The following is a 25,250-nucleotide window of genomic DNA, read 5'->3' on the forward strand; positions in this document are numbered from 1 at the left end:
TTATTGTTCAGTGTTGAACATTATTGGATTCCCACTATGACAAACTTTGCGCTGAAGGTCACCCGCCTCGGTTTTTCCCTGCTGCAGTCGGTTTCGCCGCGCCTCGCCGGGACGGCGGCGTTCCGCCTGTTCTGCGTAACACCCTCGACAAGGCCGAAGGGCGAGAAGGCGAAAGCAGCACATGCGGCCGGCGCGGCAAAGCTTGCCGGAGCGGAGCGGTTCACGCTTCGTCTGGCCGGCGGCGGACGGGCGCATGCCTATCGGCTGAACGGTGGCGCCTTGGGACGGCGCCCGCGCTATCTTGTGACCCATGGCTGGGGATCGAGCTGTGCCTACATGGCCGACATCGCGACGACCTTGGCGGCAACCGGCGCGGAAGTGATCGCGGTCGACTTTCCCGGTCATGGCCGCGCGGCGGGGAGGATGCTCCACATGGGCATGGCGGTGAAGGCGATCGCCGCGGCCGAGCGTCGATTCGGTGCGTTCGATGCCGCGATCGGCCACTCCTTTGGCGGCGCCGCGCTGATGGTGGCCGCGGCAGGCATGTTGCCTGGCGAGTCTGCCGTGCTTCCGGAAAAGCTGGTGCTGATCGGCTCGCCAAGCGAAATGCACTGGCTCTTCAAGGATTTCGGCAGGCTGATCGGGCTTAGGCGCCCGGCACAGCAGGCGCTGGAGAACGAGGTGCACCGTGTCACCGGTCGGCGACTGGAGGCGTTCGATGCGAGCGGGGCGGCCGGCGCGATCCAGCGGCCAGTGATGATCGTGCACGCGGAGGACGACAAGGAAGTGAGTGCCAATCACGCTCGGCGTTACGCGGCCGCAGGCAATGCCGTGCGGCTCCACTGGGCAAATGGCTTCGGGCACCGTCGCATCGTGGCGGCGCGGTCGGTTCTCGATGCGATTAGGGGTTTTCTCGCGGAGGACGATTCCGGAAAGGATGCTGAGATCATTCCGCTTTTCGCTCTTCCTGCGCGGCGCGTGTCATTGTAACGTCACGTTAGGCAGCTAAAGGCCGCCACGATAAAAAGCGGCAGGACAGTCATGAAAATCATTGAAACGGTAGAGGAACTCGCAGCGATCTACGCTGGCGGGCTGACGCAGGCATCCGTAGCCAAGGTGACGGACTATCTGACGCCGCTCTATCGCGAGATGATCGAGGCGTCGCCCTTCGTGGCACTCGCGACGGTGGGACCCGAAGGCCTCGACTGTTCGCCGCGCGGTGATATCGGCGGCGTCGTGCGCATCGTCGACGACCGGACGCTGCATCTGCCTGACTGGCGCGGCAATAACCGGGTGGATTCGCTCTCCAACATCGTGCGGGATCCACGCCTGGCGCTGATGTTCCTCATTCCCGGTTCGAACACCACCATGCGTATTAACGGGCGTGGTGTCGTGACGAACGACGAGGCAGTCCTGTCCAGCTTCGTGATGGACGGAAAGCATCCGCGTACGGTGATCGTCATTACGATCGACGAGGTCTATTTCCAATGCGCTCGTGCGCTGATCCGTTCGGAGCTGTGGAATCCGGCAACCTTCATCGATCCGAAGAGCCTGCCAACGCCCGGTTTGATGCTGAAGGCGGCGACAGGGGATTTCGACTACGAAACCTATGACCGCGAATGGCCGGAGCGTGCCGCCAGGACGATGTGGTAGGCTTCCGCGTAGGATTGGCAGGCCCACCTCTTAGGAAGGAGGGCCGCGCAAATCGCGGTCCATTGCGATGCCGACGGGCGATTGCGGCAAATCAAGCTCATCGACAGGCAGGCGAAGACGCTGCTTGCCAGGGTCTATCCCTTGTAGATCAGCCAGCTCTTCGTGAAGTCCTTCTGCATACCGTCTTCGAAGAGGACGCTGCAGTTGCGGCCGGAATTCTTTGCGCCGTAAAGGGCAACGTCGGCCCTGTGGTAAAGCTCGCCGGCGTCTTCCGCGTAGGACGCCATACAGACGCCGACCGATACCGTGACCGGCCCGTAGTTTATTCTGGTGCGCGAGTTGGTGAAGGGCGTCGTTTCCAGCGTGCGACGAATGCGCTCGGCCATCCCCATGACTTCGTCGGCCGTGTTGCCTTCTATGATGAGGGCGAACTCCTCGCCGCCGGTGCGGGCGACGAAAACGTCGCGGCGGACGTTGGCGCGGATGACCGAGGCGACCGTGGCGAGAATCTTGTCGCCGACCGGATGACCGTAGGTGTCGTTGATCTTCTTGAAATTGTCGATGTCGGCGAGCACCAGCGCAGTAACGGGCCGCATGGCCGGATTGTTGTAGACGGCGGCGAGGCGATCGTCGAATGCACGGCGGTTCGACAGGCGTGTCAATGAGTCCGTGTTGGCGATACGCTTGTATTCGTCAAGCTCCTTGCGGACCTGATCCATTTCCTGCGATCGCTGGACGACGTTCTCGACCGTGCGTTCGCCGTGCGCCATGGTGTCGCCGGTTGCCTGCGTGAGCAGGCTGAGGGCGTTTTCGATAAGCTCCACGCTGGTATGGTTCTTCGAGCTGATCCGCTTGTAGGTTTCGCCAAGCAGCTTGTTGTAGCTCTCCAGCGAGATTTGCTCCTGGCGCAGCACGCGCAGCAGCGTCTCGAGCTCGGCGGCAATGCGACCGTGCGCGTCGTCGAACACACGGGCAGGGCTGTGCGTAAAATACTGCGCCCCGAGCGCGTCCAGTTCCTCCTGCGTCGCCTGACTGCCGAGCGCAGCAAGATCTCGTGTCAGCGCCGGGTTGGAGCCGATATAGGCTTCGTAAAAGAGTTCGTAGTTCCGAGGGATCGGTGCGACGCCCATGGAGCGCATGGCGAACGTGATCTGACCTGCCACGTCGGGAACCTGCGCCCTCGTTGGCGCTGCGGCCGTCGTCATGCGACTACTCCTCAATTGAATGTCAAATGCAGTCTTTAATTTGATAGCTAAGAAATATTGGGAAATGATTAAGAGAGGATATACCAATGATTACATGTGAAATTTATCCATTATTCTGCGTTATTTGCTTATCGTATTGATTTTTATCTGAGAAGCTGCAGAAGGGTTGCGGTAATTTCGCCTTATGGGCGAGTGGCGCAAAATAAAAAATCCAACCAGTCGTTTCAGTTGCTTTTGCATTGTTTCATATTTGTTGACAGTCGGTGTCGATCGGTCGCGCTGTCGCGGATCGGCGAGAAGGCGCACATTCCCCCCGAAAGAGCCGTGTGGCTCCAACGGAAGGCAGAGATCTTGGAAAGCTCTCGTCACACTTCGCCGATCGTCCTTGTTGCTGCAGTCATTGCAGGCTCCGTCGCGCTGATCCAGCAGGATGGTTTCTTCGACGGTGTATTTCGCAGCGACATTCTCGCCAGCGTGAAGGCGGAGGAGGTCCTCAATGTTGCTGATCTCGCAAATCGCGTCGATACCGCCACGGTCGACCATCGGGCGACCGCGGCAATCCATTGACGTCGATCAGCCGAGGTTGAATTCCTGGAAGAAGTCGTTGCCCTTGTCGTCGGTGACGATGAAGGCCGGGAAGTCTGCCACCTCTATCTTCCACACGGCTTCCATGCCCAGTTCCTGATACTCCAGCACCTCGACCTTCTTGATGCAGTCCTGCGCGAGGCGGGCAGCCGGTCCGCCGATCGAGCCGAGGTAGAAGCCGCCATGTGTCTTACAGGCTTCGCGCACGGCGCGGGAGCGGTTGCCCTTGGCAAGCATCACCATGGAGCCGCCGAAGGATTGGAATTGGTCGACATATGAATCCATGCGACCGGCGGTCGTCGGGCCGAAAGAGCCTGAGGCGTAGCCTGCCGGGGTCTTGGCCGGGCCGGCGTAGTAAACCGGATGGTTCTTCATGTAATCCGGCATGCCTTCGCCTTTTTCCAGTCGCTCGCGGATCTTGGCGTGGGCAAGGTCGCGCGCGACGATGATCGTGCCCGTCAGCGACAGGCGGGTCTTGACCGGGTGCTTGCTGAGTTCGGCCAGGATTGCGCTCATCGGCTGGTTGAGATCGATCCGGACCATCGAGTCCGACAGCTTCGACTCGTCGATCTCAGGCATGTATTTGGAGGGATCGGTCTCCAGCTGCTCGACGAAGATGCCGTCGCGGGTGATCTTGCCCTTCGCCTGGCGGTCGGCGGAGCAGGAAACGCCGAGGCCGATCGGAAGGGATGCGCCGTGGCGGGGCAGGCGGATGACGCGGACGTCGTGGCAGAAATACTTGCCGCCGAACTGCGCGCCGACGCCCATCTGCTGCGTCAGCTTGTGGATTTCCTTCTCCATCTTGAGGTCGCGGAACGCGTGGCCGCTCTCGGAACCTTCGGTCGGCAAATCGTCGAGGTAGCGCGTCGAGGCGAGCTTGACGGTCTTCAGGTTCATTTCGGCGGAGGTGCCGCCGATGACGATCGCCAGATGGTAGGGGGGACAGGCTGCCGTACCCAGCGTAAGGATCTTCTCCTTAAGGAAGTCGATCATCCGGTGATGCGTCAGGAGCGACGGGGTGCCCTGGTAGAGGAAGGTCTTGTTGGCCGAACCGCCGCCCTTGGCGACAAACAGGAAGTCGTAGGAGTCGGTGCCTTCCTCGTAGATGTCGATCTGCGCCGGCAGGTTGTTCTTGGTGTTCTTTTCCTCGAACATCTTGATGGGCGCGAGCTGCGAATAGCGCAGGTTCTTCTTCTCGTACGCGTCCATGACGCCCTTGGCGAGAGCCGAGTAGTCCTCACCTTCGGTCCAGACGCGGCGTCCTTTCTTGCCCATTATGATCGCCGTGCCGGTGTCCTGGCACATCGGCAAGATGCCACCTGCGGCGATGTTGGCGTTCTTCAGCAGGTCATAAGCAACGAAGCGGTCGTTGTCGGTCGCCTCCGGGTCTTCGAGGATCGAGGCGAGCTGCTTCAGGTGGCCGGGTCGCAGGAGATGGTTGATGTCGGCAAAGGCCGTTTCGGCAAGGAGGCGGATGCCTTCCGGCTCGACGGTCAGGATATCCTGCCCCTTGAAGCTGTCGACAGAGACGTAGTCGCTGCTGATCTTGCGGTATTGGGTGGAGTCTTTGCTGAGGGGGAAAAGATCGTCAGCCATCGAGGGACCTTTCATGCGGACCGAAATCGCAGATGATCTATTCGGGCGTCTTCGCAATTGCAATAATTCTAAAACTTGTCTGTTTTAGTCATGAAAATCTGGAAAACACCGCCGCGGGTACGGCGGTGTCAACTGTTTCAAGCAAGCGAGGAGGCAGGCTTACTTCGGGCCGATCATCGTTTCAGGGCGAACGATTGCGTCGTATTCCTCGACGGTGACGAGGCCACTCGCCAACGCTTCTTCCTTCAGGGTCGTGCCGTTCTTGTGCGCGGTCTTGGCGATCTTGGCGGCGTTGTCATAGCCGATCTTCGGAGCAAGCGCCGTGACCAGCATCAGGGACCGTTCGAGACCGGCCTTGATGTTGTCCTCGCGCGCCTCGATGCCGACGACGCAATTGTCGGTGAAAGAAACGGCGGCGTCGCCGAGCAGTTGCACCGACTGGAGGAAGTTGTAGGCCATCATCGGATTGTAGACGTTGAGCTCGAAGTGGCCCTGGCTATCGGCGAAGGTGAGGGCCGCGTTGTTGCCGAAGATGTGGATGCAGACCTGCGTCAGCGCCTCGCACTGGGTCGGGTTGACCTTGCCGGGCATGATCGAGGAGCCGGGCTCGTTCTCGGGAAGGGCGAGTTCGCCGAGGCCAGCGCGGGGACCGGAGCCCAGCAGGCGGATGTCGTTGGCAATCTTGAAGAGCGCGGCGGCGGCCGCATTGATGGCGCCATGGCTGAACACCATGGAGTCATGGGCGGCGAGTGCTTCGAACTTGTTCGGGGCCGTCACGAAGGGCAGGCCGGTGATTTCGGCGATCTCGTCAGCGACCTTCTCGGCAAATCCAACAGGCGCGTTGAGACCGGTGCCGACCGCGGTGCCGCCCTGTGCCAGCTCGCAAAGGCCAGGAAGCGTCAATTCGATGCGCTTGATGGCGGAGCCGACCTGCGCTGCATAGCCGGAGAATTCCTGGCCAAGCGTCAGCGGCGTCGCATCCTGCGTGTGCGTGCGGCCGATCTTAATGATGTGGCTGAATTCGGTGACCTTCATGTCGAGCGCGGCGTGCAGGTGCTTCAAGCTCGGAAGCAGGTGGCGCACGATCTGCTCCGCACAGGCGATATGCATGGCCGTCGGATAGGTGTCGTTTGACGACTGGCTCATATTGACGTGATCGTTGGGATGCACCGGCTTCTTCGATCCCATGACGCCGCCCAACAATTCGATGGCACGGTTGGAGATCACTTCGTTGGCATTCATGTTTGACTGCGTGCCGGAGCCCGTCTGCCAGACAACGAGGGGGAAGTGGTCGTTGAGCGTGCCGTCGATCACTTCCTGCGCCGCGTCGACAATGGCGTTGCCGACCTCCGGATTGAGCTGACCGAGCGCCATGTTGGCACGCGCCGCCGCCTGCTTGACGATGCCGAGGGCGCGAACGATCGAAAGCGGCTGCTTCTCCCAGCCAATCTTGAAATTGCCGAGCGAGCGCTGCGCCTGAGCACCCCAATATCTGTCGTTCTGTACTTCGATCGGGCCGAACGTATCTGTTTCGGTGCGGGTGGAGGTCATGGTCATGCCTTTCTGTCGCGGTGCCTTCGGAGATGGGTCTTATAGGTCCGAAACGGGACGAAGAAAACTGCTGGAAATGCAAAATATGAATGTATAAATCATGTTATCGGCGGGTGATCAGTGGCCATTTAGACACGGCTAAATTTTTATATTTCAGTGCCTCGTTGGCCACTGTGTCCGAAGGCGAAAATAAAGTAAAAAATTAACTAATAATTTCATTATTTTGTGTGAACTGGGGCTCGGCATAAGCGTTTTCCGCGTTACTTTGGGTTGAGAGGCCCAAGGCTGGCGGCTGCGGCCAGTTTCTGCCATGTGACGCTCGCGCCGGATGAAACGAGTTTTAAGGCGGGTTTTTGCCCGCGATTTGAAGACAGCATGACACTGGGACTGGATAAAAGCATGACATTCCTTCTGAAAGGTGCGGCTTCCGCACTAGCGCTTTCCTGCGGCATGGCTGCGATGGGTTCCACGCCCGCGCAGGCTTACACGTTGATGGATATGATCCGCGGGGATCGCGCTCGCACCCAGAGCACGATTGTCAATCCGAGGCGGTCGGTTCCGTCCTTCCTTCAGTCGGCTCCGGATGCGCCGCTGCCGAAGGTTTCGAGCCCACGCTACTATACCTATCAGCCAGATGCGATGCGCTTCGTCGATACCGGTAAATTTACCGATCCTGTCGTCACCGGGGCAGTTGCCGATGCGTCGGCTGCGACCGAGGCAACGCCGTCGGTACAGCGCCGCTTCCTTATTGAGGCGAAGGTGCGCGCCCCCGTCGAAGTCGCCAGGGCGCTTGAGGCCTATTACGGCGATGTGAAGAATCCGCTGGTCTGGCTCGCCGGAACGGATGTCAACGATCGTGCCAAGGCGGCGATGGACGTTCTGGCGGATGCCGCTTCGGTCGGTCTCGACCCGGCCGACTATGCGGTCCAGGTGCCGGCGGAGGATCCGACCAATCCGGATCCGGCAGTCCGTGACCGCGCCCTGACGCAGTTTGAACTGGAACTGTCCGCAAAGGTGCTCGCCTATGTCCAGGATACAGTTCGTGGTCGCGTCGATCCGAACAAGCTCTCCGGCTATCACGATTTCAAGCGTAAGGACGTGAACCTTGCGCCGGTGCTGAAGCTCGCCCGCATGAGCCCGGATACCCCGGCCTATCTCAGAAGCCGTACGCCGGATGCGCCGCAGTTCGTTGCACTCGAAGGCGAACTGGCGAAGTTGCGCGCAGAGGGAGCCAGCGAAGAGCGCATCGATATCGCGCTGAGCGGCCTGCTTCGTCCGGGCGACAACTCGTCCGAAATCCCGAACATCGTGAAGGCGATCGGCAAGCATGGCTCGGCCGCGCTCAAGGCGGAACATGCGAGTACGCTCTCCGCCTATACGGGCAGCACCGAATATTCGCCTGAGATCGTTTCGCTCGTTGAAGGTTTCCAGAAGGAACATGGACTGAAGCCGGACGGCGTTATCGGCCAGGCGACGGTCCGCATCATGGCTGGCGGCGACAGCAACGCATCGAAGGTCGAGAAGCTGATTGTTGCGTTGGAGCAGGCCCGCTGGCTGCCGGCCGACCTCGGCTCGCGCTACGTCTTCATCAACCAGCCGGCCTATATGGTCTACTACCACAACGACAACAAGGAACAGTTGTCGATGCGCGTGGTGATCGGTCAGCCTTCGCACCAGACCTTCTTCTTCCAGGATCAGATCGAGACGGTCGAGTTTAATCCTTTCTGGGGTGTGCCGCAGTCGATCATCATCAACGAGATGCTGCCGCGCCTGCGCTCCGACCCGAGCTATCTGGACCGGATGGGCTATGAGGTAACAGTCGGCGGTCGCGCCGTGGCGTCGTCCAGCGTCGACTGGTACGGCTCGACGACCAACGTTTCCGTGCGCCAGCCGCCGAGCGACGACAATGCGCTTGGCGAACTCAAAATCCTTTTCCCGAATGCTCACGCCATCTACATGCATGACACGCCTTCGAAGAGCTTCTTCAAACGCGATATGCGCGCCCTCAGCCATGGTTGCGTCCGCCTTGCCGAGCCACGCGCGATGGCAGCGGCCGTGCTGAACACGTCGGTGGACCAGATCGGCAAGGAGATTGCCACGGGCAAGAACCACGCCCTGCAGGTTCCGCAGAAGATCCCGGTCTACGTGGCTTACTTCACGGCCTGGCCGAACAAGGATGGTGTCATCCAGTATTTCGATGACGTATACGGCCGCGACGCCTATGTGCAGAAGGCTTTCGATGCGACGACGAAGGCGCGTGACGCGCAGATTTGATCGCGCCGATGATATGACGGCGGCCGGGGAGCCGCCTTTTCTTTTTGCGATCGGCTTGCCGCCGCTGCGCGCGTTGCGGAAGCAAGCTCCGCGATCAATTCGTCGATCTGTGCAGGCTCCGTGGATCTCGACGGGATGTCGGAATAGTCGAATGGCACGGCGATCAAAACCATATCGGCTACCGCGACATCGTGCGCTGTCCGATGGTGCCTTCACTGAAAACCATTGGGATACCGGAAGGGCTTCCGCACGGGAGACACTGGATTTGCACTCCGACGACGTCTCCCCACCCGTTGGTGATGATCTCCCTTGCCCTATCGAGTTCTTCCTGTGTTGGGAAGAGCGGGTAGACTTCGGTACCAGAATGCTGAACCCGTGCCAGCTTTCCTTCCAAGTCGGCAGGCGCATACCCGCTATTCAGGAAGGCCCGCGTCTCAGTGTATAGGTATTCCATCCACAATCGGGCTGCGTTCGGATGCGGAGTGAACGCGCTGATGGCCTGGGCATAGACGCCACCGACGATGCCCGTCTTCGGCCTCACGATCTCAATCCTGGTTCGTCCTCCTGATCGTTCCCGATCAGTAGCTGCAAGGTAGTCCCAGCTAACGAGGATAGGCGTGCGCCCGTCCTCAAGCGAAGCAAGGCCGCCGACGATAGGAACGAAGTTGCCGCGGCGGCTGAGGTCTGCAAAGAAGCTCAGCCCCTGATCGGCTGCCTCGTCCGCGTTCCCGTGAGCAGCTGACAGGCCCGCAGCGAAAATGCCTTGGATAGCTTGATTTGATGTCAGATTGCCGGCGAGACCCACGGCATTTCTGTATTTCGGCGAGGCGAGGTCCGCCCAATCGGTCGGCATCGTCGTCACGATATCCGCGTTGACCTCGAAGGCAAGCGTGCCGTAGTAGCCGCCGTACCAGTATCCATCAGGATCCTTGGCTGCGTCCGGAATGGCTTCCCACGCCGCCACCTTGTAAGGCCGCAGCAGGCCGTCCCTCTTCGCCGATAAGGCGAAAGGCAGACCGACGTCGATGACATCCGGCGCTTGCGAGTCGGCTGTGTCCCTCGCATTTCTGATGGTATTGATCACCTTGGCCGATCCCGCATCGGGCATAAGTTCGGTGATACCAAGGCCGTATTTCGCCTTGAAACCGTCGATGATGTCCCCGTATCCCCACCAGTCGCGAGGCAGGCCGACAACGGTGAGGTGGCCCTCTGCCTTGGCAGCGGCCACGAGCTCGTCCGTCGGAGCCGCGGACGCAGGAGATGAAGAATTGAGACCGGCCATCCCGGCGAGCGCCGCCGTGCTACCTTGAACGAGAAATTTTCTGCGCTGGAAATCAGGCATATTTCCCTCCGTGACGGTTCTGGAACGCAGTCGCACCGTCCATTCGTCGGTCACCTGAACAGGGACATGCGGGCTATGCGCAACCCACTTGGAACTATCGCGAGCCAATCATGTATCAGTTGCGCATATCACGCATGCGGCATCGGACGATTTGCAACTTGCGCCTTGTATCCTGAATCTGCGCCTCTGCAAAAGAAGAGTCCATAGTCGAGGCTGGGCATGTCGCAAAACCTCCTTGCGTAGGTCAGGGTTTCGCGAGGGTTTTTTCGCGCGATCGGGTTAGGGGCCGCGGGCCGCCTTTTCTTTTGCGTCAGCCTGCCGCCGCCGCCGGCGTTGCCGAGGCGAAGTCCTCGATCAATTCGTCGATCAGGGCAGGAGTTAACTCCTTGAAATGCGTAATCACGCTCGTTGGCCCGAGGGTCTCGACGGGGACGTCGGAATAGCCGAACGGCACGGCGATCGAAGGGACGCCGGCATTGCGGGCAACAAGAATGTCGTTGACGCTGTCGCCGATCATGACGGTCCTGCGGACATCGCCGCCGGCGCGCTCGATGGTTCCGAGAAGATGTTGGGCGTCGGGCTTCCTGACGGTGAAGGTGTCGCCGCCGGCAATGGCATCGAAATAATGGGTGAGTTCAAGCTTCTCGATCAGGTTGCGCGCCAGGCCCTCGAGCTTGTTGGTGCAAACGGCAAGCTTGCAGCCGGCACTCTTCAGTTGATCCATTGCCTCGACCAGGCTGGGGTAAGGCGCGGTATGTCCCGGCATGTTGTCGGTGTAGTGCGCAATGAAGCGGTTGAGCAGGGCAGGAAGCTGTTCCTGTGCCAACGGATGTCCTCGAAGACCGCAGGCCCGCTCGATCATGACCTTGGCGCCATGTCCGACGAGATGCGTGAGGTCGTCGTAGCTGACCGGCGCCACACCGATTGCCGCGATCGTATAATTCAGGCTCTCAACAAGATCGGTGTGAGTATCGAGCAGTGTTCCGTCAAGATCGAATACAACAAGGGCAGGGGTCAAGGATTGCGCCTTTCAGAAATGATGTCATCGGCAGTAGGTGATGAGGACCGGAAAAGCAATATTTGCCGGCAAAGGCGACGAGTTGCAAATGCCCACGGCTTTTCAAAAATCATTACGCTCTTTTGGCTTTCGTTTGGCAAGCGAGCCGTGTAAACAGCACATCCAACGCAATAATTCGGAGTCAGCGGCGCATGGATGCCCGCGAAATGAAGATCAAGGCCGCCGAGGCCGCACTCGCTCATGTCGAATATGGCATGCGGCTTGGAATCGGAACCGGGAGTACTGCCGAAGAGTTTGTTCGGCTGCTCGCAGAGAAGGTTTCAACCGGCTTCAAGGTCGAAGGCGTGCCAACCTCCGAACGCACGGCAAGGCTTTGCGTCGAGCTCGGCGTACCGCTGAAGTCACTGGATGAACTGCCGGAACTCGATCTGACGATCGATGGCGCGGATGAGGTCGATTCCGACCTCACGCTCGTCAAGGGTGGCGGCGGTGCACTGCTGCGCGAGAAGATCGTCGCTGCGGCATCTCAGCGCATGATCGTGATTGCCGACGAGAGCAAACTGGTCGAGACACTTGGCGCATTTCCGCTACCGATTGAGGTCAATCCGTTCGGACTCGTATCGACACGCATGGCGATCGAAAAGAAGGCCTCGAAGCTTGGGTTGAGCGGCAGCCTGACGCTGCGCCAATCCGGTGGCGAAGACTTCATGACGGACGGCGGCCACTACATCCTGGATGCATCTTTTGGCCGCATTCCTGATGCAGAGGCGCTTTCAAACGAGCTGAATTCAATACCCGGAGTCGTTGAACACGGGCTCTTTCTAAAAATGGCGGCGCTTGCGATCATTGCAGGTCCAGCAGGCGCACGCACGCTGCGGGCGAACAGGTAACAGGAGCATTGAAACTCATGATTAAATTTGCAGGTCTTGGCCGTTTTGCTGCTGCGACCGTTATTTTCTCAGGCGTCGCATTCGGCTTTGCCGCACATGCGCAGGAAGCCTCTCCGGAGCAGCTGAAGGCGGCCCGCGCTGCGATCGACGCGATCGGCGCCACCGCGCAGTTCGACAACATCCTGCCCGGACTGGCTGAGCGCCTGAAGGCCGATCTCATCCAGGACTCGCCGAACTACCAGGATGCGATCACCGCTGAGGTCGACAAGCAGGCACTGGCCCTTGCACCGCGTCGCGCCGATCTCGAGAAGGAAGCCGCGCTGACCTATGCCAAGGCATTCTCCGTCGAGGAACTCAACGCGATCGCCGAGTTCTACAACTCGCCGGTTGGCAAGAAGCTGCTCAAGGATGGCCCGATCGCTTCGCGCGAAACCGTCAAGGCCGCCGACATTTGGGCGCAGGGCATCTCGCGCGATCTGCAGAAACAGACGAGCGCTGAACTCGTGAAGGTCATCAAGGCCCCGCCACCGGCTGCCGATCCGGCGAACCCGGCCGCGACGGCCGCGCCGAAGCCAGCTGCACCGGCTGCTGCAAAGCCGAAGCCGTAAGAAGGCGCGAATAACAGATCAAAAGCCCGGCACCGTCCGGGCTTTTGTTTTTGCGGCCGCCGATACTATATCACTTTCACCTCACCAGCCGATTCCATCCGGAGTTTCTCATGACGTCCTACGATTACGATCTCTTTGTCATTGGCGGTGGCTCAGGCGGTGTGCGAAGCGCCCGCGTTGCAGCCTCGCTCGGTAAGAAGGTCGCGATCGCAGAGGAGTACCGCTACGGCGGAACATGCGTGATCCGCGGCTGCGTGCCTAAGAAGCTCTTTGTCTATGCGGCTCAGTTCCATGAACATTTCGAGGATGCCGCTGGCTTCGGCTGGACGGTCGGCGAGAGCTCGTTTGACTGGAAGAAGCTGATTGCCGCGAAGGACAACGAGATCGCGCGACTGGAAGGGCTCTACAAGAAGGGACTGGCCGGCGCCAACGCCGAAATCCTGGAAACACGTGCCGAATTGGTCGACGCGCATACGGTCCGGTTGGTCAATACCGGCAAGACGGTGACCGCGAAGACCATCGTGATCGCGACCGGTGGCCGCCCGAACCCGCACGCGGCTTTGCCTGGGAACGAACTCTGCATTTCCTCCAACGAGGCCTTCCATCTGGAGGAGCTGCCGAAGGCGATTGTGATTGCGGGTGGCGGTTATATCGCGGTGGAGTTTGCCAATATCTTTCACGGCCTCGGCGTCGAGACGACGCTGATCTATCGCGGCGCCGAGATTCTGTCGCGCTTCGATCAGGACCTCCGCCAGGGACTGCACGAGGCGATGACCGCCAAGGGCATCCGCATCCTCTGCCATGATATGCTGCAGAAGGTATCGAAAGAGGACGGTCGTCTTTCCGTCGAGACGCTGAAGAACGGCACGCTGGTTGCCGATGTCGTGATGCTGGCGCTCGGGCGCATTCCGAATACGGAAGGCCTAGGCCTGGAAGCCGCCGGTGTGAAGACCGACGAGCGCGGAGCGGTGGTGGTCGACGACTATTCTCGCACCAACGTCCCGAACATCTATGCGCTCGGCGATGTCACCGACAGGATACAGTTGACGCCGGTGGCGATCCACGAGGCAATGTGCTTCATCGAGACGGAGTACAAGGACAATCCGACCAAGCCCGATCACGAGACGATCGCAACGGCGGTCTTCTCGCAGCCCGAGATCGGTACCGTAGGGCTGACCGAGGAGGAAGCGGGCAAGCGCTACAAGGAGCTCGAGGTCTACCGTGCGCAGTTTCGTCCACTGAAGGCGACGCTGTCGGGGCGTGGCGAGAAGATGATCATGAAGCTGATTGTGGTCGCTGCCAGCCAAAAGGTTGTGGGCGCGCATATCCTCGGCCACGACGCCGGTGAGATGGCCCAGATCCTTGGAATTACGCTGAAGGCGGGCTGCACGAAGGACGATTTCGACCGGACGATGGCCGTGCATCCGACGGCCGCGGAAGAGCTCGTCACAATGTATGCCCCGAGCTATCGCATTCGGGACGGTGTTCATGTCTGACGCCAGCAGCTGGTGATGTGGGGCGTGCGGATCACGTTGAGGAAGAGCGCCTGTATGACGCTTCATTAGAATTGCCGGCGTTTTTCCGAGACAAGCTTAAATTGGATACAAACCGTCTTGGTATAGTGATCGTTGATCGTACGTTTTCTGTTTGAAAATACGTCATCGAATTCCTTTATATCGCGCGTGGTCGCCGATTTAATCCTCAGTGTCGAAGAGCGGAACGCCGCTATGCAAGATGGCACTAAAGGGTTATAAGCCGCCCAACATTTTTAGGACGGAACATCCGGACTGACCGGATGGTGGAGCAGGTGAGTAAGATGGCAGAGAATTGGACACCGAGTAGTTGGCGGCAAAAACCGATCCAGCAGGTTCCGGACTATCCGGACCAGGCCGCATTGGCAGCAACGGAAGCCCAGCTCGCATCCTATCCGCCTCTTGTCTTTGCGGGTGAAGCACGCCGGCTGAAGAAGCATCTCGCCAACGTTGCAGAAGGCAACGGTTTCCTGCTGCAGGGTGGCGATTGCGCCGAGAGTTTTGCCGAGCATGGCGCCGACAACATCCGCGACTTCTTCCGTGCGTTCCTGCAGATGGCCGTCGTCCTGACCTTCGGGGCACAGCTGCCGGTGGTCAAGGTCGGCCGCATCGCCGGGCAGTTCGCCAAGCCGCGCTCTTCCGGCATCGAGACGCAGGATGGCGTGTCGCTTCCGAGCTACCGTGGCGACATCATCAACGGCATCGAGTTCACGGAAGAATCACGTATTCCGAACCCGGAGCGCCAGGCTATGGCCTATCGCCAGTCGGCCGCTACTCTGAACCTGCTGCGCGCCTTCGCAATGGGTGGCTACGCGAACCTCGAGAACGTCCATCAGTGGATGCTTGGCTTCGTCAAGGATAGCCCGCAGGGTGAGCGCTACCGCAAGCTTGCCGGCCGCATCAGCGAAACCATGGACTTCATGAAGGCGATCGGCATCAGCGCGGAAAACAATCCGAGCCTGCGCGAGACGGACTTCTTCACCAGCCACGAAGCGTTGCTGCTTGGCTATGAAGAGGCGCTGACGCGCGTCGACTCGACGTCTGGCGACTGGTACGCGACTTCGGGCCACATGATCTGGATCGGCGACCGCACGCGCCAGGCAGACCATGCCCATGTCGAATACTGCCGCGGCATCAAGAATCCGATCGGCTTGAAGTGCGGTCCGTCTCTGCAGGCGGACGATCTTCTGAACCTGATCGACATTCTCAATCCGGAAAACGAAGCGGGCCGGCTGACGCTGATCTGCCGCTTCGGCCACGACAAGGTTGCCGAGCATCTGCCGCGTCTCATCCGCGCGGTCGAGCGCGAGGGGCGCAAGGTCGTCTGGTCGTGCGATCCGATGCATGGCAACACGATCACGCTGAACAACTACAAGACGCGTCCGTTCGAGCGGATCCTGTCGGAAGTCGAAAGCTTCTTCCAGATCCATCGTGCAGAAGGTTCGCATCCGGGCGGCATCCACATCGAGATGACCGGCAAGGACGTGACGGAATGCACCGGCGGCGCCCGCGCCGTCACGGCCGAGGATCTGCACGATCGCTACCACACGCATTGCGACCCGCGTCTCAATGCTGACCAGGCGCTCGAACTGGCCTTCCTGCTGGCCGAGCGCATGAAGGGCGGGCGCGACGAAAAGCGCATGGCCGTCAACGGTTGATCGAAAATAGAAGAAAAAGCCCGCCTGATGCCGGGCTTTTTTGTTTTATACGATGGTGGCGGGTGGCGCGCTCTGACTACCGTATCGGACGTCGCTCCGTATGAGTTCGCATCGGCGGAATGCTCTAGCGGATTTGGCCGGCCGCCCAGTGGATAGCGCTGTCCAATTCGGCAAACTTTGCGGATTGCCAGTGGAAATAGTCCTCGATGAATGTCTTGGAAAGCCATAGCGTGCCACGGTTGCGCGGGTTTTCCCAGCCGAGCATGCCGTCCGTTTCTGCTTTCTTGAACATCCGTTTCAAGTTGGTGAGGGAGATGCCGAAGTCGCTCGCGATTTCGCTGATCGTCACGCCTTTCAGCAGAGTGCGATCATGCTCCCGCGCGTCGTCCGGCAGGCGGCTGATCAGATCGTGCAGCACGAGGCCGCCGACATCCGACCAGAGGAAATGCCCGATGCTGCTCCGGGGTTCCTTCCAGACCGGATCCTGGATAAGGGCACGCGCAGCTCGCGGCTGTGCGAGAAGGAAGAGCCGCGGGGTGTCAGCGGTCAGGTTTGCGCGATTGCCGCCGTCGAGTTGATCGAGGCAGGCCATATGGCCCTGGAACCAGGAGGCCATGGCCTCCTCGCTCGCCTCGGTCGTCTCGAGGCGACGCAGGCGCCGGTCGGGCGTTTCATCGGCAGCATCCCGCAGGAACTTATAGGCAATCAGTTCTGCAAGGAACGACGCAGCCGTATTCTTACTGGCGAGATCGAACTCTTTGGCCACCTGCATCATGCGGCCGGCCGTGAGCCCCGAACGTGGGTTGCCTCGGTCTCGTCCGGCATGCATGGCAAACAGCGTTTGCGTCATTAGCCACTTTTGGTGCGAGGCGGCGAGGCGGGCAAGGCGAGGAGCGCGCTTGTGTATGTCGATAAGGTGGAGTGCGATCTGGCGTTCGATCGACAGAAACAGAGGGTGATGAAGGATTTCGTCGCGTGTATGCAGTCGGCCAGTGAGCATCGTATCGTATTGTCGGATCGGATTGGTTCCCGTTGCTCCTCCAACATTTGCGTCGATGTTTCAATGCGGGACTTGGTTAGCGGATCGTTAATCGATTGGTATAGTTAAATTCAAGCGATCCCGGATCCTTCGATCAACTGGGCAGACGCTGGTTCAAACGCTCGATGTCTTCGCGCAATGCTGCAATTTCGGTGAGCACGCGCATGTCAATCTTCTGATGCAGGGATAGAACTTCCAGTTCTGCTTTGAGATTGACCTCATAGTCTTTTGCCGCCTCGAAACGATCGCGCTCCGCCTGGCGGTTTTGCGACATCATGATGATCGGAGCCTGGATCGCCGCCAGCATCGAAAGCACGAGATTGAGGAAAATGAACGGATAGGGATCGAAGGCGCGCGTCAGCAATACAATGGTGTTTACAACGCACCAGCAGACCAGGAAGAGCAGGAAAGCAATAATAAAGCTCCACGAGCCGCCAACACGCGCAATCGTATCTGCCAAGCGCTGGCCGGAGGAAGATTCGGCTTGAAGAGCGGCATTGATATCGGTCGAGATTATCTTCCGCTCGTGCGCCTTCGCGAGAACGCGCCTTTCGATCTCGCCGAGTTCGTAGGCCGGCTTGTCGAAGTGATGGTGGATGAGGTCCGATAGGTTATGCATGGCCGACTCCGAATGCTAGATCGCTCGGGCGCCAGTATTCCGTAATGTTTTCAAATTGCAATGCGGGCTTGTGCCGCTTTTCTATGTGCCTTGCGCATAGAGCCAGGCATGCTGCGGGAAGAACCGCTCGAGCGTCTGAGCCTTGCCGAACATGATGTCATGCTGGAGGTATCGATAGTCCCGGACGAGGGGATCGAGGTTCTTCGGCTTCAGGACCCAATCGGGAGATGCCGTGTTGTCGCGGGCAATGAGCTGATATCGGTCGATGACGCTGTACTTCTTCTGCACGCGGCCGAGGAAGCCCGTGTAGTAGGGATGCTCGAAGCCGGCGAACTTCAGGAGGTGGTACGAAAGCAGTGAGGGGCTGATGGTGCCGACATCCTTCTTGCTGCCCTTCTTGTTCGACCAGATGACGAGCGGGGTCTCGTGTTCCTGCTTCATGACGCTCACTGATGCCTTGCGGGTGGCAACCTGGTCCGGCATGTAGCCGGTCGCCATGTAGACATTGCCGAGCGGGGGCAGGTGGTCGCCCCACAGCACGATGATCGTTTCGCGGTCGCGCTTTTCTGCCCAATCCATCAGCATCTTGAGGCTGTCGTCGGCTTCCTTGACACCCTGCGTATAGGTGCCAAGGGTGGCGCGGTCGGCATCGTTCAGGTTGCCCTTGATGTCGATAGTGTTGTGGGCGTAACGGTTCGGTTCGTAGGGGCCATGTCCCTGCAAGGTGACACCAAAGAAGAAGAACGGGCGATCCATGCCGTCAGCCTCGTTCATGATCTCCTTCATAAGCGACTCGTCCGAAGCGAAGATGCCTCGCTTTTCCATGGGAGGCAGGGTTTCTTCGGAGCGGAACTGCTCGAAGCCGAAGTCCTTGTAAACCTCGTTGCGATTCCAGAACCAGCCGCTGAACGGATGAAGCGACCGCGCCGCGTAACCTTCGCCACGGAAGAACGTGGCGAGCGAGGGAACATCACGACGGATGTATTGCTGGTAGGGAATGCTGCCGTATGGCAGGAAGGCGTTGGAGAAACCTGTCAGCGCCTCGAATTCGACATTGGCGGTCATGCCGCCAAACTCCGGCGAGAAGACATAGCCGGACTGCTCTGCACGGATCGTCGGCATAGGATCTGGCGACAGGCTCAGCGTCTTCAGGCGGGTCGGATCCCAGAATGACTCGCTCATCAGCATGATCACGTCGGGCTTTTCGCGTGGCCCGCTGAGGTAGCCGTAGTTGCGGCCGGGGATGGCGTCGAGCGCCTCTGTACCGAAGCCGACAGGCGCTGCCACGTCTGCCATCGGAATGTTGAAGATGAAGGCGAGGATGAAGCCGTTGCTGCGGTAGTTTTCCTTCTGGTCCCACATCATCGGAACCACCTGCAGGCGGTCACGGATGAAGGAATATTGGGAATAGTCCATCAAGGACCCGAAAGCCGCGATAACGGGCAGGCCGACGCAAAGCCGGCGGACGCGAGAGGCCCTTGGGAGCTTTGGGAAGTTGCGCCAGGCGAAGCGCCAGAGGAAGACAATCGCGGTAACGGACAAGACGATGCCGACAAGCATCGCAACGGCCGTCCAGGGGCGGTCGCGCACCATCACAGGGAGCAGTTCCATGATCTGCCGCCCGAAAAGGACGTCCGATGGATAAAGCGGGTCCGAAAGGTAGTGCTGCTTCTGGTTGGATACGATGGCGGGGACGATCACAAGCGGAAGAACGATCAGCGCCGAAATGAACCGCCGGCCCAGGACTGCATCGAGCGACAGCATCAGGACAGTCAACATCACAACCGTCGTCATCCCCGGACGCACAGGCGATGTCAGGAATTCGCGGACGTCGGCCAACCCATCGCGGGCAATGATCTCCACAGTGGCGGTGGCAAGGAGCGCAAGCAGGGCACAAAAAGCAACGCTGAGTGCGGTGCGTAGGGCGGGCGACCGAGCGCTTCCCCCGAAATCGGTGGAAAGCGACGCAAAACGCGCTGCCGCTGCAGACCTCATTACCAACGCGATCAACTGGAAAACTCCGACGTCATAGAAGCTTCGTCGAACTGTCACATCTTCGTCATGAATGCTAGATGAACCGTTAGGTTTCCTGCATTTGTGATCGGTGGATAAAACGCCCATCACGCAGGAACTACCTCCAGACCAGATTCTCGGTCAGGCGCATTTGCTTGTGCTGAGTGGCGAGCCGTCGTAGGTCTGGCGGATTCGATGCTTAGGAGGATTCAGATTGCGCAGTTCCGTTGAGATCTACAGCATCAGGACAGGCGAGGCGCGCGTCGTCTGGCAAACCACGCAACTCGTTGAGGCGCCGAATTTTTCGCCGGATGGGACCTATCTGCTGTTGAACGGCGACGGACTCCTCTACCGTCTCGCACTTGATGGTTCGAGCAAGGTCGGCAAGGTCGATACCGGCTTTGCGACGACCTGCAACAACGACCACGGCATTTCGCCCGATGGCCGCCAGATCGTCATCTCCGACAAAACCGAGTTCGGGAAGTCGACGATTTATGTGCTGCCGGCCGAAGGTGGTACGCCGCGGCTGGTGACGCAAAATCGGCCATCCTATTGGCACGGCTGGTCGCCCGACGGGAAGCAACTCGCCTATTGTGGCATCCGCAACGATTTGTTCGATATCTACACGATCTCCGTTGACGGCGGCGAAGAAAAGCGGCTGACCCACGGCGAGGGACGCAATGACGGGCCGGACTATTCCGCCGACGGTCAATGGATCTACTTCAATTCTAGCCGCACCGGCCTCATGCAAATCTGGCGAATCCATCCCGATGGGACCGGTCTCGAGCAGGTCACCAGTGACAACTATGGGAACTGGTTTGCCCATCCGTCGCCCAACAACGACAAGGTTCTGATCCTTTCTTACGATCCTGATGTGTTCGACCATCCACGCGATCTCGATGTTCGCCTGCGGCTGATGGACATGGACGGCGGAAACCTGACGATGCTCTTCGATCTCTTCGGCGGGCAGGGAACGATCAACGTGCCCAACTGGTCGCCGTCAGGTGATGAGTTCGCCTATGTGCGCTACTTTCCCGTCTCGGATTAAGGGATTGCGTCGGCCAGGGTTTATGGGCATAGACGCGTCCGTCGGGTGCCCGCCGCGGGCGGGAGAATCGGGAATTCGGTGAAAGACCGAAACGTGCCCAACGCTGTAAGGCTGACGGCTGCCGCAAAGAGCCACTGGTCCAGTACCGGGAAGGCGCGGCAGTCGGATGACGCCAAGTCAGAAGACCGGCCCGACACCATAGACTGACCCGCGTGGACGGCGGGCGGTTGTGTTGTTGGGGATTGACGATGCGACCAGACCATTCAGGCTCCCTGTCGGGAGCCGCAGCCTTTTCGACCGAGGAACGCGACGCCGTCTACAGGGCTATTTCGACGCGACGCGACGTGCGTTCCGAGTTTCTCCCGGATGCCATACCGGACGACGTCGTCAAAAGGCTTCTGACGGCCGCGCATCACGCGCCGTCCGTTGGGTTCATGCAGCCCTGGAATTTTATCCTGGTGCGCGATGACAAGGTGAAGGAGGCCGCGTGGCAGGCCTTCAATCGCGCCAACCGCGAGGCCGGCGAGATGTTTGAAGGCGGGCGGCAACAGCTCTATCGCTCGCTGAAGCTTGAGGGCATCCGAACCGCACCGCTCAGCATCTGCGTGACCTGCGATCCGGACCGCTGCGGCGATGTCGTTCTTGGCAGGACGCACAATCGGCGGATGGATTCCTACTCCACGGTCTGCGCCGTGCAGAATCTGTGGCTCGCCGCCCGAGCCGAAGGCGTGGGGGTCGGCTGGGTGAGTATCTTTCACGAGTCCGATATCAAGGACATCCTCGGTGTTCCTGATCGGGTCGAGATCGTTGCCTGGCTCTGCGTCGGCTATGTCGACCGGCTCTATGACCAGCCGGAACTCGCCGTCAAAGGATGGCGCCAGCGATTGGTGCTGGAGGAACTGGTGTTTACGGATCGCTGGGACAATCCAGCGGACTGAGGGCGGCTATTGCTGCTGCGGCTGAGGGCCCGGCTTTGCCGGATGCTTGAGGTCGATTGTGCCTTGGTCGCCGGCTAAGAATTGCGGACCGATCTGGCGCACCTTGTTGGTCGCCGGATCATATGGCCTGTCCGGCACCTGAGGCTGCGGTGCAGCCGGGGCGGCGACCTTGCTCGCTGGCTCGGGCTTCTTGGTTTCGATCGTGGTGATCGATCCTTGTTGCGGCGGTTCGCTGATCGATTGGCTTTTTCGCATCCGCTCATAGTAGGCGTTGAGGTCGCAGCTGCAGGATGATTTTTCGCCGGGTTTGCGGTTCTTGTAGGCGAAAGCGTTCGGCATTGCGCTGTAAGGAGCGCCCGTCGCCGCCGATATCATCTGTGAAGTCTCAGTGCTGGAGACGTCATGATAAAAGAGCTCGGTGTCGATGCCGGGACACATCTTCGAGCAGGTGTCGGCATCGCGGGCGAAGTCCTGCGAGGTTGCATTCGAGCTTAACGGAAAAAAGCCACCGTCGCAGGTGCGCACACAGACGGTATTGAGATGAGAGGGCGTCGACATGCCGGGGAGGTATCGGCGCTGGCCGGGATCGCCACCCGGCGGTACGAAGGTGTCGTTTCGCAGCGCCTGATCTTCAATGCTTGGAGGCGGTGCATATCCATCGCCGCTGTCGGCGGGCCACTGTTCCTCGTTGCAGCCATTGTCATCGAGCGCCGCAAGAAGCTCGTTTCGCGTGCGGACATCCTCGCTTTGGCCACGCAGCTCGTCGCGCCGCTGCTGCAGATAACGGATGTTGTCGACCATTTTGCTCTCCGCGCGCTCAAGCTCCCCGCAATAGCCGTCATCGTCGCCGATCACGACCATGCTGCCGCTTGTGCAGCCGTTCTGACGGAGATCGCTACGGACCTTGCGAAGCTCAAGGTTCTGTTCGGCGATGGCGCTGGCGAATTTGCGCACCTCGGGCGTGCTGCCGATGATTTGCGGCAGATCGGCAAGGCGGGCACGCAGGTCTCCGCAGATCGCCGGCACCTGGGCATGGGCCGGGCCGATCAACACAAGTGCGGCTGCGAATGACAGAATCCAGCGGTTCAAGGCATCGTCCCATCGGTGAGCAGGTCGTAAGGCGCGGCGTCCCGCCGCGCCTCCATTGCTAGCCCGTTTGTCTTAACAGGCTGCAGTCGGAATCTTAGCGCATTTTCTCGATCGGCCGCAAATCACGCCGGCTGTGAAGCCTCGACGACGGCGAGGGCAGCCATGTTGACGACACCGCGGGAGGTCACCGAGGGCGCCAGGATGTGCGCCGGCAGCGCAGCGCCCAGCAGGATCGGCCCTACATGCAAGCCGTCGATCATCGATTTCACGACGCCGAGGGTGATGTTCGCCGAATCCAGGTTCGGGAAGACCAGCAGGTTCGCTTCGTCATGCAGGGTCGTGTCGGGCATGACGCGCTTGCGCAGGGCGTCGGAGATCGCGCTCTCGCCATGCATCTCGCCGTCGACTTCAAGCTCCGGGGCTGCTTCGCGAACGAGCTTGAGAGCAGCACGCATCTTCGTCGCGCTCTCGGATTCACGCGAGCCGAAATTCGAGTGGGAAACGAGGGCCACGCGCGGCGTAATGCCGAAGCGCTTGATTTCCTCGGCGGCGAGAACCGCGGACTCGGCGATTTCTTCCGCAGTCGGATTGAAGGTGACGTAGGTGTCCGTGAAGAACGTGGCTCCGCGCTGCGAGATCAGCAGGCTGAGTGCCGAGAAGTCGCAGACGTCATGCCGCTTGCCGATGATCTGGCGAACGTCGCGCAGATGTTTCTCGTAACGGCCTTCCAGGCCGCAGATCAGAGCGTCGGCTTCGCCGCGCTTCAGCGCCAGCGCGCCGATGACGGTCGTGTTGGTACGAACGATCGTGCGGGCGGCCTCCGGAATGACGCCGCGACGCCCGACCAGCGAGAAGTAGAGATCGACATATTCGCGGAAGCGCGGATCGTCTTCCGGGTTGATGACGTCGAAATCCGAAAGCGGGCGGATGCGCAGGCCGTAGCGCTGGAGGCGCGTTTCGATGACCTGCGGGCGGCCGATCAGGATCGGTTCGGCAATGCCTTCTTCCAGCAGCACCTGCGCGGCGCGCAGCACGCGTTCATCCTCACCTTCCGAGAAGATGACCCTCTTGCGCTCGGCATTCTTCGCCGCAGCAAAGATCGGTTTCATGATGAAGCCCGAACGGAAGACGAAACGATTGAGCTGGTCGAGATAGGCGTCGAAATCGGTGATCGGACGCAGGGCGACACCGCTTTCGGCGGCAGCCCTCGCGACCGCCGGGGCGATCCGCAGGATCAGGCGCGGGTCGAAGGGCGAAGGGATCAGGTAGTTCGGGCCGAAGACCGGCGTTTCGCCCGAATAGGCGCGGGCGGCGACGTCGGACGGCTCCTCCCGCGCAAGTGCCGCGATGGCGCGCACGGCAGCCATCTTCATTTCTTCGTTGATGGTGACCGCGCCGCAATCCAAAGCACCCCGGAAGATGTAGGGGAAGCAAAGAACATTGTTCACCTGGTTCGGGAAGTCGGAGCGACCGGTGCAGATCATTGCATCGGGGCGGGCAGCGCGGGCGAGATCGGGCATGATCTCCGGCGTCGGATTGGCGAGCGCCATGATCAGCGGGTTTTCGGCCATCTGCGCCAGCAGTTCCGGCTTCAGCACGCCGGCGGCAGACAAGCCAAGGAATACGTCGGCGCCACCGATGTTTTCCGCAAGCGTGCGCGTGTCRCTCTTTTGGGAGTAGACGCTCTTCCACTCGTCCATCAACTCTGTACGGCCTTCGTAGACCAGGCCTTCGATGTCGTGGACCCAGATATTCTCGCGTTTGGCGCCCAGCGTGACGAGGAGGTTGAGGCAGGCGAGGGCAGCGGCACCCGCGCCCGAAGCGACGATCTTGACCTCGTCGATCTTCTTGTTGGCCAGTTCCAGGCCATTGAGGATCGCCGCAGCGACGATGATGGCCGTGCCATGCTGGTCGTCATGGAAAACCGGGATCTTCATGGTCTCGCGGAGGCGGCGCTCGATCTCGAAACATTCCGGCGCCTTGATGTCCTCGAGATTGATGCCGCCGAAGGTCGGCTCGAGCGAGGCGACGGTCGAGACCATCTGATCGACACTCGTTGCATCGACCTCGATATCGAAGACATCGATGTTGGCAAACTTCTTGAAGAGGACGGCCTTACCCTCCATGACCGGCTTTGATGCCAGCGGACCGATATTGCCGAGGCCGAGAACGGCCGTACCGTTGGAAATGACCGCTACGAGATTTGCGCGCGAGGTATAGTCGGCGGCCGTCTCGGGATTGTCGCGGATGGCGAGACAGGGTGCTGCGACGCCGGGGGAATAGGCCAGCGCCAGGTCGCGCTGGTTGCCGAGCGGCTTGATTGCCTGGATTTCAAGCTTGCCCGGACGCGGATAGCGATGGAAGTAGAGCGCCTGCTCGTCGAGGCTTCCACCTGCCAAATTCTTTTCCGTCTTGGACTTTTCGTGATGATCCATCATCGCCTCCGGCTGCCGCATGCTGTCTTTGAACTGCCTTCAATACATCAAACGGGATGGTCGAACAGTCGGAATTTCCGTTCGAAATGCGAAAACAGCGCAAATCTGCCGTGGGGGGAGCGCAGGTCTGTAGAGACCGGGAAAATCGGGCGTGACA

Annotated in this window: 20 protein-coding genes and 1 riboswitch; of the genes, 10 read left to right on the plus strand and 10 right to left on the minus strand. The window is 60.0% G+C overall.

Annotated elements, in window-relative coordinates; genetic code table 11:
• The first annotated feature begins 36 nt into the window (after positions 1-36).
• Together AC1DPR_RS00760 and AC1DPR_RS00765 are read left to right on the plus strand one after the other, a co-directional pair.
• Positions 37-990: an alpha/beta hydrolase gene (locus AC1DPR_RS00760; RefSeq protein ID WP_477815605.1), complete on the plus strand. Its 954-nt coding sequence runs from the start codon at positions 37-39 to the stop codon at positions 988-990.
• Between the two features lie 51 nt (positions 991-1,041).
• Positions 1,042-1,653 (plus strand): pyridoxamine 5'-phosphate oxidase family protein, encoded by a 612-nt coding sequence (locus AC1DPR_RS00765; RefSeq protein ID WP_018854813.1) that lies wholly within the window; start codon positions 1,042-1,044, stop codon positions 1,651-1,653.
• A gap of 134 nt (positions 1,654-1,787) precedes the next feature.
• Here AC1DPR_RS00765 and AC1DPR_RS00770 read toward each other — a convergent pair whose 3' ends face one another.
• Positions 1,788-2,858 carry a GGDEF domain-containing protein gene (locus AC1DPR_RS00770; RefSeq protein ID WP_025662762.1) on the minus strand — a complete coding sequence of 357 codons (1,071 nt, stop codon included), beginning with the start codon at positions 2,856-2,858 and terminating at the stop codon, positions 1,788-1,790.
• Positions 2,859-2,954: 96 nt separating this feature from the next.
• On the opposite strand from AC1DPR_RS00770, the gene AC1DPR_RS00775 reads away from it, so the two are divergent.
• The gene (locus AC1DPR_RS00775) at positions 2,955-3,425 is read left to right on the plus strand and encodes a hypothetical protein (protein ID WP_477815606.1); all 471 of its coding nucleotides are present in this window, start codon (positions 2,955-2,957) and stop codon (positions 3,423-3,425) included.
• A 6-nt stretch (positions 3,426-3,431) separates the two neighbouring features.
• On the opposite strand, the gene AC1DPR_RS00780 is transcribed toward AC1DPR_RS00775, so the two are convergent.
• Positions 3,432-5,039 (minus strand): fumarate hydratase, encoded by a 1,608-nt coding sequence (locus AC1DPR_RS00780; protein WP_477815607.1) that lies wholly within the window; start codon positions 5,037-5,039, stop codon positions 3,432-3,434.
• A gap of 159 nt (positions 5,040-5,198) precedes the next feature.
• Positions 5,199-6,590: a class II fumarate hydratase gene (gene fumC / locus AC1DPR_RS00785; protein ID WP_018854817.1), complete on the minus strand. Its 1,392-nt coding sequence runs from the start codon at positions 6,588-6,590 to the stop codon at positions 5,199-5,201.
• Between the two features lie 399 nt (positions 6,591-6,989).
• Here fumC and AC1DPR_RS00790 point away from each other — a divergent pair, with 399 nt between their 5' ends.
• Complete coding sequence (locus tag AC1DPR_RS00790; protein ID WP_018854818.1) at positions 6,990-8,864, plus strand: L,D-transpeptidase family protein; 1,875 nt, start codon at positions 6,990-6,992, stop codon at positions 8,862-8,864.
• Positions 8,865-9,042: 178 nt separating this feature from the next.
• Here the strand turns inward: AC1DPR_RS00790 and AC1DPR_RS00795 are convergent, their stop codons facing one another.
• Both AC1DPR_RS00795 and AC1DPR_RS00800 read right to left on the minus strand, forming a co-directional pair.
• Complete coding sequence (locus AC1DPR_RS00795) at positions 9,043-10,206, minus strand: ABC transporter substrate-binding protein (protein ID WP_477815608.1); 1,164 nt, start codon at positions 10,204-10,206, stop codon at positions 9,043-9,045.
• Between the two features lie 310 nt (positions 10,207-10,516).
• Positions 10,517-11,224 carry an HAD family hydrolase gene (locus AC1DPR_RS00800; protein ID WP_477815609.1) on the minus strand — a complete coding sequence of 236 codons (708 nt, stop codon included), beginning with the start codon at positions 11,222-11,224 and terminating at the stop codon, positions 10,517-10,519.
• Positions 11,225-11,415: 191 nt separating this feature from the next.
• Between AC1DPR_RS00800 and rpiA the strand changes: the two genes are divergently transcribed.
• The 4 genes from rpiA (at position 11,416) to AC1DPR_RS00820 (ending at position 15,912) form a co-directional block, all read left to right on the plus strand.
• Entirely contained in the window at positions 11,416-12,114 is a 699-nt protein-coding gene (gene rpiA / locus AC1DPR_RS00805; protein ID WP_018854821.1) for a ribose-5-phosphate isomerase RpiA, read from the plus strand.
• Positions 12,115-12,131: 17 nt separating this feature from the next.
• Positions 12,132-12,722 carry a DUF2059 domain-containing protein gene (locus AC1DPR_RS00810; protein ID WP_018854822.1) on the plus strand — a complete coding sequence of 197 codons (591 nt, stop codon included), beginning with the start codon at positions 12,132-12,134 and terminating at the stop codon, positions 12,720-12,722.
• Between the two features lie 110 nt (positions 12,723-12,832).
• Positions 12,833-14,218, plus strand: coding sequence for a glutathione-disulfide reductase (gene gor / locus AC1DPR_RS00815; protein WP_018854823.1), 1,386 nt, complete (start codon positions 12,833-12,835; stop codon positions 14,216-14,218).
• Between the two features lie 320 nt (positions 14,219-14,538).
• On the plus strand, positions 14,539-15,912 hold the full coding sequence (locus AC1DPR_RS00820; protein WP_018854824.1) for a class II 3-deoxy-7-phosphoheptulonate synthase: 1,374 nt from the start codon (positions 14,539-14,541) through the stop codon (positions 15,910-15,912).
• A gap of 124 nt (positions 15,913-16,036) precedes the next feature.
• On the opposite strand, the gene AC1DPR_RS00825 is transcribed toward AC1DPR_RS00820, so the two are convergent.
• The 3 genes from AC1DPR_RS00825 to AC1DPR_RS00835 form a co-directional block, all read right to left on the minus strand.
• Positions 16,037-16,912: a hypothetical protein gene (locus AC1DPR_RS00825; protein ID WP_018854825.1), complete on the minus strand. Its 876-nt coding sequence runs from the start codon at positions 16,910-16,912 to the stop codon at positions 16,037-16,039.
• Between the two features lie 133 nt (positions 16,913-17,045).
• Positions 17,046-17,570 carry a DUF1003 domain-containing protein gene (locus AC1DPR_RS00830; RefSeq protein ID WP_477815610.1) on the minus strand — a complete coding sequence of 175 codons (525 nt, stop codon included), beginning with the start codon at positions 17,568-17,570 and terminating at the stop codon, positions 17,046-17,048.
• A gap of 81 nt (positions 17,571-17,651) precedes the next feature.
• Positions 17,652-19,580 (minus strand): LTA synthase family protein, encoded by a 1,929-nt coding sequence (locus tag AC1DPR_RS00835; RefSeq protein WP_192240596.1) that lies wholly within the window; start codon positions 19,578-19,580, stop codon positions 17,652-17,654.
• Between the two features lie 217 nt (positions 19,581-19,797).
• On the opposite strand from AC1DPR_RS00835, the gene AC1DPR_RS00840 reads away from it, so the two are divergent.
• Positions 19,798-20,631, plus strand: coding sequence for a TolB family protein (locus tag AC1DPR_RS00840; RefSeq protein ID WP_018854828.1), 834 nt, complete (start codon positions 19,798-19,800; stop codon positions 20,629-20,631).
• Between the two features lie 26 nt (positions 20,632-20,657).
• Positions 20,658-20,839: riboswitch (cobalamin riboswitch) on the plus strand.
• 40 nt (positions 20,840-20,879) lie between these two features.
• On the plus strand, positions 20,880-21,569 hold the full coding sequence (bluB, locus tag AC1DPR_RS00845; protein ID WP_018854829.1) for a 5,6-dimethylbenzimidazole synthase: 690 nt from the start codon (positions 20,880-20,882) through the stop codon (positions 21,567-21,569).
• Positions 21,570-21,575: 6 nt separating this feature from the next.
• Here bluB and AC1DPR_RS00850 read toward each other — a convergent pair whose 3' ends face one another.
• Both AC1DPR_RS00850 and AC1DPR_RS00855 read right to left on the minus strand, forming a co-directional pair.
• Positions 21,576-22,658 carry a DUF2865 domain-containing protein gene (locus AC1DPR_RS00850; protein WP_477815611.1) on the minus strand — a complete coding sequence of 361 codons (1,083 nt, stop codon included), beginning with the start codon at positions 22,656-22,658 and terminating at the stop codon, positions 21,576-21,578.
• Positions 22,659-22,780: 122 nt separating this feature from the next.
• Complete coding sequence (locus AC1DPR_RS00855) at positions 22,781-25,093, minus strand: NADP-dependent malic enzyme (protein WP_113471035.1); 2,313 nt, start codon at positions 25,091-25,093, stop codon at positions 22,781-22,783.
• Positions 25,094-25,250: the final 157 nt, after the last annotated feature.

It is taken from the genome of Rhizobium sp. 01T417 (genome assembly GCF_056398905.1).